The sequence below is a fragment of the Streptococcus infantis genome, from assembly GCF_047465525.1.
GTDB lineage: Bacteria > Bacillota > Bacilli > Lactobacillales > Streptococcaceae > Streptococcus > Streptococcus infantis_R.
In genome coordinates, this window is record NZ_JASGZS010000012.1 from 25,292 (window position 1) to 37,473 (window position 12,182).

The window sequence follows — 12,182 nt, forward strand, 5'->3', positions numbered from 1 at the left end:
AGTATTTTAAAGGAGAATACCGATGAAATCGAAAAAGTGGCTCGCAGTAGCAGGGATAACGATGAGTGCAGCTCTTCTTTTGGCAGCTTGTGGCAAGACTGAGAAAAAAGCAGATGCTCCAACAACATTTTCGTATGTATATGCTATTGATCCAACAACATTGGACTATAGCGTTACTAGTAAAAGTTCAACATCAGACGTCATTGCCAACTTGGTCGACGGACTCTTGGAAAATGACAAATATGGGAACTTGATTCCATCGCTTGCTGAAGATTGGTCAGTCTCACAAGACGGCTTGACTTATACTTACAAGCTACGTAAAGGTGTCAAATGGTATACTTCTGAAGGAGAAGAGTACGCTGAAGTCAAGGCCCAAGACTTTGTGACTGGCTTGAAGCATGCTGCAGATGGTAAATCAGATGGCTTAACACTTATCCAAGACTCTATCAAAGGTTTGGCAGAGTATGTTAGCGGTGAGACAAATGACTTCTCGACAGTCGGTGTCAAAGCAGTGGACGATTATACAGTTGAGTATACCTTGAACAAGCCAGAAAGTTTCTGGAATTCTAAGGTGACAACGGCGACCATGCTCCCGGTTAATGAAGAATTCCTTAATTCTCAAGGGAAGGATTACGGAGCAGCAGCTCCTTCAGGTATTCTCTACAACGGTCCATATATTTTGAAGAACTTCACTTCAAAATCCGTGATCGAGTACGAAAAGAACCCAAATTATTGGGACAAAGACAATGTTAAAATTGACCACGTCAAGCTTACCTTCTACGATGGTTCTGACCAAGAATCATTGATTCGTAGCTTTGCGTCAGGCTCATATACGACAGCTCGTCTCTTCCCAACTAGCTCAAGCTTTGATTCAACTAAGAAAGAATACGGCGATAAGATCGTTTATAGTCCGCAAGAAGCGACAAGCTATTACTTTACTTTCAACGTAAATCGTCAGTCTTACAATAAAACAGCTAAGACAGATGATGCCCAAAAAACTTCAACTAAAGAAGCACTTCTCAATAAAAACTTCCGTCAAGCTATCAACTTCGCTCTTGACCGTCATGCTTACTCTGCACAGATGAATGGCGAAGAAGGTGCAGACAAGATTATCCGTACTAGCCTTGTGCCTTATGACTATGTACAGGTCGGTGAAAAGACCTTCGGTGAATTGGCTCAAGAACAACTGGTAACATACGGAGACCAGTGGAAGGATGTAGCTTTGACAGATGGTAAAGATACCCTTTACAATCCAACAAAAGCAAAAGCTGCCTTTGAAAAAGCAAAATCAGAATTGCAAGCTAAAGGTGTAACCTTCCCAATCCATTTGGATATTCCAGTTGAGCAGACAGATGTCATTGCTGTACAACAAACTAACTCTCTCAAACAGTCTGTCGAAGCAGCACTTGGAAGTGAAAATGTTGTCATCGATGTACTTCAAATGACTGACAATGAGAAAATGAGTATCACATCTCAAGCCAAAGTGCCTTCTCAAAAAGACTATGACTTGAACGGAACTGGTTGGGGGCCAGACTATCAAGACCCAGCAACCTACCTCAATATCTTAGATGCTAAGAAGGGTTCTGCCCTTAAACACTTGGGTATCACAAAAGGTAAAGATCCAGAAGTTATGGCTCAAGTTGGACTGGATGAGTACAAGAAACTCTTGGATGATGCAGCGTCAGAAACAAGCGATCTTAACAAACGCTATGAAAAATATGCCAAAGCACAAGCTTGGGTTTCAGATAGCTCACTTCTTATCCCTGTAGCTTCTTCAGGTGGTTCTCCGACAGTTAGTCGTACAGTGCCATTCACAAAAGCTTACTCTCAAGTTGGTATCAAGGGAGATCCATTTGTATTCAAAGGTTTAGAATTGCAAAATGATATTGTAACAGCTAAAGAATACGAAGAAGCTCTCAAGAAATGGCAAAAAGAGAAAATTGAAACAAATGCTAAATACCAAAAAGAACTAGCAAATCACGTTAAATAGTCTTTTGTAATGAATAAAGAAATCCTGTTTTGAAGCGGGATTTCTTTATTTTTTGATTTTCAATGATAGGTCAAATCAGTATATAACTTTACTTTTTGGACAAAATTTGTTAAAATATAACCATGTTACAAAACCTAACATATGAGGAGAAATAAAACATGAAACTTAAAAAACGTTTGATTGGAGCGGGGTTGACACTTGCTGCTGCGGTCCTATTGACAGCATGTGGCCAGTCAGCATCAGACGGCAAGACATACTCGTCTACCTTTGGTGCAGATCCAACAACCTTCAACTATCTCTTGGACTACGCTGGTGATAACACTGCTATTGTAACCAACTTGGTTGATGGTTTGCTTGAAAATGATAACTATGGCAACCTCATTCCTGCTCTTGCAGAAGATTGGAGTGTTTCTAAGGATGGTTTAACTTATACCTACAAACTTCGCCAAGATGCCAAGTGGTTTACAGCTGACGGTGAAGAATACGCTCCCCTTAAAGCACAAGACTTTGTAACTGGTATCAAGTACGCTGCTGATAATAAGGGTCAAGCCCTAGACTTGATTCAGAACTCTATCAAGGGCTTGGATGATTATGTAACAGGTGCAAATACTGACTTCTCAAATGTTGGTGTCAAAGCCTTAGATGACTATACTGTCCAATATACCTTGACTCGTCCAGAGCCATTCTGGAACTCAAAAACAACCAACAGTATCTTATTCCCTGTAAACGAAGAATTCCTTGCTTCTAAAGGTAAAGACTTCGGAACCCTGAAACCAGATAGCATTCTTTATAGCGGACCATATTTGTTAAAAGATTTTACATCTAAGTCTTCTATCGAATATGTGAAAAACCCACATTACTATGACCAAGAAAAAGTAACGATTGAAAAGGTAAAATTGGCCTACTTTGATGGTTCAGACCAAGACTTGACAATCCGTAACTTTGAAAGTGGTGCTTACTCATCTGCAGGTGTTTATCCAAATAGCTCAAACTTCGCTAAGACAAAGGAAAAATACAAGGACAATATCGTTTATAGCTTGCAAGATGCAACATCTTGGTACTATAACTTTAACGTCAACCGTGGTGCTTATAACCACACTGCAAAAACAAGCGATGAGCAAAAACAAGCAACTCAAGCTGCAGTTTTGAATAAAAACTTCCGTCAGGCAGTTAACTTCGCCATTGATCGTACAGCCTACTCAGCTCAATCAAATGGTGAAGAAGCAGCTAAAAACACTCTTCGTAACTCGCTTGTACCACCAACTTTCGTACAAGTTGGAGACAAGACTTTTGGTGAAACAGTTGCTTCAAAATTGGTCAACTATGGTACACAATGGTCAAATATGAATCTTGAAGATGCTCAAGATGGTTATTTCAACAAAGAAAAAGCGCAAGCTAAGTTTGCTGAAGCTAAAAAAGAATTAGAAGCCCAAGGTGTGAGCTTCCCAATTCATTTGGACTTGCCTGTAGACCAGGTTAACAAGACCTTGCTTTCTGGAACAAACTCAATTAAACAATCAATCGAATCAACGCTCGGTTCTGAAAATGTAGTGGTTGATGTTATCCAATTGTCGACAGATGATTATATAAATGCAACAGCTCAAGCACCAACACCGGCAGATCATGACTATGATTTGAACTTGGATGGATGGTCAGCTGACTACCAAGATCCTTCAACTTACCTCAATCCTTTCAACGCTGAAGATGGATTCTATCTCAAGATTTTAGGACTTGATCCAAGCAAGGATGCTGATAAGATTACAAGTATCGGTTTGGACCAATTTACTCAAAAATTAAAAACAGCAGATGCAGAAAATACAGACGTAGCGAAACGCTATGAAAACTACGCAGATGCACAAGCTTGGTTGATTGATAGTTCCCTTCTAATCCCAGTTGTGTCAAACGGTGGTGGAGCTTCGGTGACACGCGTGACACCATTTACACGTGCTTACTCACTAGTTGGTATCAAAGGAACTGGAAGCAACTACAAGTACATGAGATTGCAGACAGATGTTGTTACAAGCTCTCAATTTGCTGAAGCCAAGGCTAAATGGGAGCAAGAAAGAAAAAATTCTGTCGAAAAGAGTCAAAAAGACTTTGAAAGTCACGTGAAATAAGTTTAAGAAGATAGGTTGGGTAAAAACTCAATTTGAAAATGAAATTGAGTGAAGCTTTCAATTATAAAATGCATAGTATAAAGTTTTTGAACACTTAATACTATGTGTTTTTTATTTTGAAGACTTTTACCCTGCCTCTTGTTTTTTATTATAGTAGATTGAAATAAGGTATGAACAGAAAGGTTAGGAAAGTCAAACTAATTTCTAGAAATATTTTTAGCAGTTGTAGTGCACTGTTCTAGATTCAATCTACTACAAATTCTAAAAATGTTTTAGAATTCGTGGTGTACTATTCCAAGTTCATTTTACTATAACGATAAATCTTTGTTACGATAGCGGGTTGTTTTTTGTTTTCAAGACTTTAAAAGGCTATTTTTATAAAAACTTGAGTCTCTCTAGTTAAAATCTTCTACTTTCTTGGTAATTATTGAAAGTTTTAGAGTGTGAGAGTATGGTATTGAGAACTTGTCAACCGATTTCTATCTCCTGGTATTTTTGTTGGCAGTCTTCTTTCAAAAAAAGATATGAGGCATTTAATGATTGAAATATAGTATTTTTGGTTTTAAGGTAAAATAAAACGGTTGCAATTCAGGTGTTGATAGCATCCAGTGTTAGTTTGTGATATAATAGAAATAAAATAATTAATAGAGGTGTAAGGTGGGGAGACGTTTAAAAGAAAATAAAACGAGCAAGTTTCAGCAAAGTTTCAATATTATTTTGTTGTTTCTATATATAGTGCTTACTTGTTTTTTGCTGTTTTTAATATTCAGATATCATATCTTAGCCGTTAGTTATTTCAATCTTCTTCTAGCAGCTATTATGGTGTTCATTGCGCTAGTAGCTTTATTTTTAATATCAAATAGAAAAGCTAAGAAGTTTACTTTAATCATGCTCTTGCTATCTATTGTAGCTAGCTCACTAGCCTTGGTTGGAGTTCATCAGTTCGTTAGTTTGGCCAATCATTTAAATGCAACATCTAACTATTCTAGTTACTCCATCAGTGTTGCAGTTTTGGCGGATAGTGAGATTGGTAATGTGTCCCAACTATCCAGTGTGACAGCTCCGACAAAAACAGATGCGGAGAATATCAAAAAACTGCTCGATGATATTAAGACAAGTCAGAATAAAGACCTAAAGGTTGAGGATAGTTCTTCGTATCTTGCGGCTTATAAGAGTCTCTTAGCTGGAGAGACCAAGGCAATTGTTTTGAATAGTGTCTTTGAAAATCTGATTGAACAAGAGTATCCAGATCATGCCAAAAAGATCAAGAAGATTTATACCAAAGAACTAACCAAAACTGTTGAGGCACCTAAGTCTTCTCAAAACAAGGCTTTTAATATCTATATTAGTGGGATTGACACATACGGACCGATTAGCTCCGTTTCTCGTTCGGATGTCAATATCATCATGACGGTTAATCAAGAAACCAAGAAAATTCTCTTGACAACGACCCCTCGTGATGCTTATGTGCCCATAGCTGATGGAGGCAATAACCAAAATGATAAATTGACTCATGCAGGTATTTATGGTGTGGATGCTTCGATTCATACTTTGGAAAATCTTTATGGAATTGATCTAAATTACTATGCACGACTCAACTTCACTTCCTTCTTGAAATTAATTGATCTCTTAGGTGGTGTTGATGTTAATAATGACCAAGAATTTACCTCACTTCATGGCAATTACCATTTTCCTGTTGGAAATGTTCATCTAGACTCTGAGCGGGCTCTAGGCTTTGTACGCGAGCGTTATTCATTAGCAAACGGCGATGGAGACCGTGGGCGCAATCAACAGAAAGTCATTTCTGCAATTGTCCAGAAACTAACTTCGGCAGAAGCATTGAAAAATTTTGATGATATTATGCAAAGTTTACAGGATTCTGTCCAAACTAATATGCCTCCTGAAACAATGGTTAGTTTAGTGAACGCCCAACTAGTAAGTGGAGGGAAATATACTGTCATCACTCGAGATCTAAAGGGAACTGGTCGTATGGATCTTCCTTCCTATGCCATGCCTGACAGCAGCCTTTATATGCTAGAGGTAGATCCAAATAGCCTAGAGACACTCAAAACAGAAATTAAAGATATCATGGAAGGAAAATAAGATGATTGATATCCATTCACACATAGTTTTTGATGTAGATGATGGTCCTAAGGATAAGACAGAAAGTATAGCGCTTCTGAAGGAAGCCTATGCTCAAGGAGTCCGTACCATCGTTTCGACTTCCCATCGTCGAAAGGGGATGTTTGAAACACCAGAAGAGAATATATTAAGAAATTTTAAAGTTGTCAAGGAGTTGGCTAAAGAGGTTGCTCCTGATTTAACCATCTTGTATGGAGCAGAGATTTATTACAGCAGTGATGCTTTAAACAAATTAGAGAATCAGCAGATTCCACAACTAAATGGCACTCGTTATGCCTTGATAGAATTCAGCATGAATACTCCTTACCGAGACATTCATAATGCACTAACGAATGTTCTCATGTTAGGGATAACACCTGTAATAGCACATATAGAGCGATACGCTGCTTTGGAAAATAATGAAAAAAGAGTGCGAGACCTCATCAATATGGGATGTTATACACAGGTCAACAGTTCGAGTATCCTTAAACCAAAATTGTTTGGTGATACTTATAAATTCATGAAAAAACGGGCTCGCTATTTCTTAGAGAGGGATTTGGTTCACATAGTTGCTAGTGATATGCACAATCTAGATGGTCGCCCTCCTTATATGAAGGAAGCATACGAAATAGTGAGTAAAAAGTATGGCCAAGATAAGGCTCGGGAACTCTTTATATTAAATCCCGAAAAAGTCATTAAAGATCAAATTATTTAGGAGTTATAATGAAAGAAAAAGATACTATTGAAATCAATGTTATTCAGTTGTTAAAGGCACTATGGAAAAAGAAACTGCTAATCCTTCTTGTAGCCATCGTAGCAGGAACTGCTGCATTTGCATATAGTAGTTTTGTTGTTAAACCTGAGTATAGAAGTACAACTCGGATCTATGTAGTTAATCGAAACCAAAGTGATAAACCGGGATTGACAAATCAAGATCTACAAGCAGGAGCTTACCTGGTTAAGGACTATCGTGAGATCATTCTTTCCCAAGATGTCCTAGAGAAAGTAGTTGCTGATCTTGGTTTAAACATTAATGCGAAAATATTAGCTAAGAAGATTCAAGTAACGGTTCCCGCAGACACACGTATCGTATCTATTTCAGTTAGTGATCACAAGCCTGACGAAGCAAGTCGAATTGCAAATGCTCTTCGAGATGTTGCGGCACAAAAGATTATTGCGGTCACCCGTGTTTCTGACGTAACTACCTTGGAGGAAGCACGTCCAGCAACTGGACCGTCTTCACCAAATATTCGTCGAAATACCATTATGGGAGTTGTAGCAGGTGCAGGATTAGTGATTGTAGTGGTCTTGTTGCTTGAACTATTCGATGACCGTGTTAAACGTCCAGAAGATATCGAAGATGTTATGGAAATTTCACTCCTTGGAGTCATTCCAGATATGGATAAATTAAAGTAAGGGAGAACTTATGGCGAAGTTAGAATTATCACAACAAAAACTGAACTCTGTAAAAAAAGCAGAAGAGTACTACAATGCTTTACGTACAAATATACAACTGAGTGGGAATAACTTAAAGGTTATTGCCGTTACATCGGTTGACCCTAGCGAAGGAAAGTCTACAACAGTTACTAATGTTGCTTGGGCTTTTGCGCGTGCAGGCTACAAGACACTCTTGATTGATGCTGATATCCGAAATTCAGTTATGTCTGGAGTATTCAAGTCAAGAGAACGAATCACAGGTTTAACTGATTATCTAGCTGGGACACAAGATTTATCTCATGGCCTTTGTGAAACAAACATTGATGATTTGTTTATAATCCAATCAGGGTCACCTTCTCCAAACCCAACAGCTCTTCTTCAAAGTGCCAATTTTGGCTTGATGATTGAAACCTTACGGAAATATTTTGATTATATTATTGTTGATACAGCACCAATCGGAGTTGTAATTGATGCAGCAATTATTGTGCAAAAATGCGATGCATCGATTTTGGTTACAGAAGCTGGCGGAACAAAAAGAAGAGACATTCAAAAAGCTAAAGTTCAGCTAGAACAAACAGGGGTTCCATTTTTGGGTGCGATTTTAAATAAATTTGATGTTAAACGAGAAAAATATGGATCTTATGGAACTTACGGTTCTTATGGTAAAAGAAAAAAATAAGATAGGGAGTTCAGTATGGAAGGAAGAGGTTTCTACAATATAACTCTGGCACTCTTGCAGAGTATACTTGTTAGTTTATTAGCTTATGTACTGATTGCAATTTCAGAAACTGACATTGTTTTAAATACAGTATTTGTTCTGTTTTTTCTTCACTTTGTCGCCTTCTATATCAGTGGATACGGTAAGGATTTTTTTAAACGAGGCCAGTATGTTGAGTTAGTAGAAACAATTAAATATATTATCTTTTATGCTCTGCTGATTAGTTTTTCAAGTTTTTTCTTGAAAGAAAAGTTTGTAATTTCAAGGCGTGGAATGGTATACTTGCTTTCCTTGTACAGTGTCTTGAATTATCTACTCAGTTTCTTTGTGAAGAGATATTGGAGAATCTTCAAACATAATGTGAAGGGAAGTCGTAATATTTTATTGATTACGGCGATATCACGTACCGAAAAAGTATTGGATCGATTATTAACAGCTAATGATGTTCCAGGGAGAATCGTTGCAGTAAGCGTTTTAGACATGCCAGAGTTTACTCATGATAAGATCGCTGTTGTGCCGAGGGAACAGTTGCTTTCTTATGCCACGCATGGAGTGGTGGATGAAGTTTTTGTCAATCTTCCAAGTGAGGACTATGATATCGAGACTGTTATTTCTCAGTTTGAAATAATGGGGATTGATGTAACAGTTAACTTAAATACTTTCGATAAAAGTTTAGGTCGAGATAAACAAATCCATGGGATGGCAGGTTTGAATGTGGTGACATTTTCTACAAACTTTTACAATCCTAGTCATATAATTGCCAAACGAATCCTTGATATTTGTGGAGCTATTGTTGGGTTGCTCCTTTGTGGAATTGCTAGTCTATTTTTGGTCCCCTTGATTCGTAAAGATGGTGGACCAGCTATTTTTGCTCAAACTCGTATCGGGAAAAATGGTCGACATTTTACCTTTTATAAATTTAGATCAATGTGTATTGATGCAGAAGACATCAAGGATCAATTGATGGAGCAAAACACCATGCAAGGTGGGATGTTTAAGATGGATAACGATCCTCGAGTGACCAAGATTGGACACTTTATTCGAAAGACAAGCTTGGATGAATTGCCACAATTTTGGAATGTTTTGATTGGAGATATGAGTTTGGTAGGCACACGCCCACCAACCGTAGATGAGTATGAAAAGTACACACCTGAGCAAAAACGTCGTCTCAGCTTTAAACCTGGTATTACAGGTTTGTGGCAAATTAGTGGTCGCAGTGCAATCACAAACTTCGATGATGTTGTAAAACTGGATGTGGCTTATATTGATGGTTGGACCATCTGGAAAGATTTTGAAATATTGTTAAAAACTGTAAAAGTTGTGTTGATGAGAGATGGAGCGAAGTGAGGGATGACAAATAGAATCAAACTTTTAGGTATTAACATTGATCCTCTTACGATGAGGGAAACAGTGGATGCTGTTGAACAATACGTACTGGGGAAAAGAGCATTACACTTAATGGGAGTTAATGCTGATAAAATTAATCAGTGCCATACAGATGAGAAAATCAAAAAAATTGTTAATGACTCAGGAATCATAAATGCCGACGGCGCTTCCGTTGTTCTTGCAAGTAAGTTTTTAGGAACACCTGTTCCTGAACGAGTGGCAGGGATTGATTTGATGCAATCTCTTTTAGAGTTGTCTAATAATAAAGGGTATTCCGTTTACTTTTTTGGAGCAAAAGAAGAGGTTTTGCAAGATATGCTCAAAGCATTTAAGAATGATTATCCTAATTTGATAGTTGTTGGACACAGAAATGGTTATTTTTCTGCAGATGATGAGCAAGATATTCAAGAAGATATTCGTGAAAAGAACCCTGATTTTGTGTTTGTTGGTATTACGTCTCCTAAAAAAGAATATATTATTCAAAAAATTATGGATAACGGTGTCAATTCGGTATTTATGGGAGTTGGTGGTAGTTTTGATGTCTTGTCTGGTCATATCCAACGAGCACCTCTATGGATGCAAAAGTCAAACCTTGAGTGGTTGTTTCGTGTAGCAAATGAGCCTAAACGCCTCTTTAAGCGTTATTTTGTAGGGAATGTTTCATTCATAGGAAAAGTTTTAAAAGCAAAAAGAGGTGTAAAATATTGAACCAAACAGAAATGGTAAAATTGATTCAGCAAGTTGAATTAGATGCTATAAAAGAGTTTCAAAAAATTTGTAAAGAGAATAATATAGACTTTTTCCTCCGTGGAGGTAGTGTACTTGGGGCAGTCAAATACGATGGCTTTATTCCATGGGATGACGATATGGATATCGCAGTACCTCGTGAAGGCTACGATAGACTTCCGGAAATTTTTAAGGATAGAATTATCGCAGGCAAATATCAGGTTCTTGCTTATCAATATTGCGACACTTTGCATTGTTACTTTCCTCGCCTATTCCTTTTGGAAAATGAAAGAAAACGTTTGGGCTTGCCACGAAATACAAATTTAGGATTGCATTTGATTGATATCATTCCTTTGGACGGTGCCCCAAATCATTCGTTTTTAAGAAAGCTTTACTTTGGTAAAGTATACTGGTATCGTTTTTTAGCAAGTTTAGGAACAACCTATGTTGGCGACCATGTGGATATGCATTCCGCTAAGCAAAAACTAATTATTGGTTTCTTTAAAAAACTAGGATTTGCAAAACTATTTCCTCAAAATTCTGTATACAGACGTTTAGATAATCTCTATAAAAAGTATGATTGGAAAAAGCAGCAGTATGCTGGGACTATCAATGCTTCTTTATTTGCTAAAGAAGTTATGCCGGTAGAGATTTGGGGAGAAGGAGTAGAGAAGCCTTTTGAGGATACCTTTTTTAAAGTTCCAACGGAGTATGACCGCTACCTTAAAAGACTTTACGGAGAAAACTATCTTCACGAAGAGCCTAGTGATGATGAAAAGAAATCGCATTTAGGAGGACACTAATTTGTTTTGTTATATTATTTTGCATTACAAAGTCTTAGAAGAAACTATTTCTTGTGTTAAATCTATAAAAGAAGGCAATTCTAATGCAAAGCAAATCGTTATTATTGATAATTTCTCTAATAATGGTACTGGTGAAAAACTACAAGAGCTTTATGAATCAGATTCAGAAATTGATGTTTTGATTAACCATGAAAATGCTGGTTTTGCTCGTGGAAATAATGTAGCTTATCAATTTGCTAAGGAAAAGTATAACCCCGATTTCATGGTTATCATGAATAACGATATTGAGATAGAAACAGAAGATTTTGAAAAAATCGTGACAGATATCTATAGTGAGGAGAAATTCCATTTGCTCGGGCCAGATATCTTCTCGACTACTTACCAACTTCACCAAAACCCAAAACGGTTGACACATTATACTTATGAAGAAGTTAAAGCTCTAAATGAAAAATTTAAAAAAGGGAGCCAAGTTAGTCTAGCTTTAAAAATCAAATGTTGGTTGAAAGCTAGTAAAGCTCTTCGAACAGCAATCTATCAAAATAGACGTAAAAAAGGATCAGTAGACTATAGAAAACAGGTAGAAAATCCAATTCTTCATGGTTCGTTTATTGTATATTCGAGAGATTTTATCGAAAAAGAGGAGTATGCTTTTAACCCTAACACCTTCTTCTACTATGAAACAGAGATATTAGATTATGAAGCTGAATTAAAAGGATACAAGAGAATTTACACACCGAAGATTAAAGTATTGCACCATCAAAATGTTGCAACTAATCAGGTTTATACAAACTTAGTAGAAAAAACTTTGTTTTCAAACAAATGCAACTTTGAATCCACTAGTTATTTTTTAACTTTAATGGAGAAAAATAAAATTAGTCGGTAAT

General features: G+C 37.1%; 10 protein-coding genes. All 10 read left to right on the forward strand.

Annotated elements, in window-relative coordinates; all coding sequences use genetic code 11:
- Window positions 1-22: 22 nt before the first annotated feature.
- The 10 genes from QM374_RS05970 to QM374_RS06015 all read left to right on the forward strand — a co-directional run bounded on the left by QM374_RS05970 (window position 23) and on the right by QM374_RS06015 (window position 12,181).
- On the forward strand, window positions 23-1,990 hold the full coding sequence (locus QM374_RS05970) for a peptide ABC transporter substrate-binding protein (protein WP_075227262.1): 1,968 nt from the start codon (window positions 23-25) through the stop codon (window positions 1,988-1,990).
- A 158-nt stretch (window positions 1,991-2,148) separates the two neighbouring features.
- Entirely contained in the window at window positions 2,149-4,107 is a 1,959-nt protein-coding gene (locus QM374_RS05975) for a peptide ABC transporter substrate-binding protein (RefSeq protein WP_414311166.1), read from the forward strand.
- Window positions 4,108-4,764: 657 nt separating this feature from the next.
- The gene (locus QM374_RS05980; RefSeq protein ID WP_414311167.1) at window positions 4,765-6,210 is read left to right on the forward strand and encodes an LCP family protein; all 1,446 of its coding nucleotides are present in this window, start codon (window positions 4,765-4,767) and stop codon (window positions 6,208-6,210) included.
- Window position 6,211: 1 nt separating this feature from the next.
- The gene (gene cps4B / locus QM374_RS05985) at window positions 6,212-6,943 is read left to right on the forward strand and encodes a capsular polysaccharide biosynthesis protein Cps4B (RefSeq protein WP_414311168.1); all 732 of its coding nucleotides are present in this window, start codon (window positions 6,212-6,214) and stop codon (window positions 6,941-6,943) included.
- 8 nt (window positions 6,944-6,951) lie between these two features.
- Entirely contained in the window at window positions 6,952-7,644 is a 693-nt protein-coding gene (locus QM374_RS05990; protein WP_281335619.1) for a CspC family polysaccharide chain length determinant protein, read from the forward strand.
- Between the two features lie 10 nt (window positions 7,645-7,654).
- Window positions 7,655-8,344, forward strand: a complete 690-nt coding sequence (locus QM374_RS05995) for a tyrosine-protein kinase (RefSeq protein WP_281335620.1) — start codon at window positions 7,655-7,657, stop codon at window positions 8,342-8,344.
- Window positions 8,345-8,359: 15 nt separating this feature from the next.
- Window positions 8,360-9,730 (forward strand): sugar transferase, encoded by a 1,371-nt coding sequence (locus tag QM374_RS06000; RefSeq protein WP_414311169.1) that lies wholly within the window; start codon window positions 8,360-8,362, stop codon window positions 9,728-9,730.
- A gap of 3 nt (window positions 9,731-9,733) precedes the next feature.
- Window positions 9,734-10,477 carry a WecB/TagA/CpsF family glycosyltransferase gene (locus tag QM374_RS06005; protein ID WP_414311170.1) on the forward strand — a complete coding sequence of 248 codons (744 nt, stop codon included), beginning with the start codon at window positions 9,734-9,736 and terminating at the stop codon, window positions 10,475-10,477.
- Entirely contained in the window at window positions 10,474-11,298 is an 825-nt protein-coding gene (locus tag QM374_RS06010; protein WP_414289699.1) for a LicD family protein, read from the forward strand. Before QM374_RS06005 ends, QM374_RS06010 begins: the two co-directional genes overlap by 4 nt.
- 1 nt (window position 11,299) lies before the next feature.
- Complete coding sequence (locus QM374_RS06015; protein ID WP_049530530.1) at window positions 11,300-12,181, forward strand: glycosyltransferase; 882 nt, start codon at window positions 11,300-11,302, stop codon at window positions 12,179-12,181.
- Window position 12,182 lies beyond the last annotated feature (1 nt).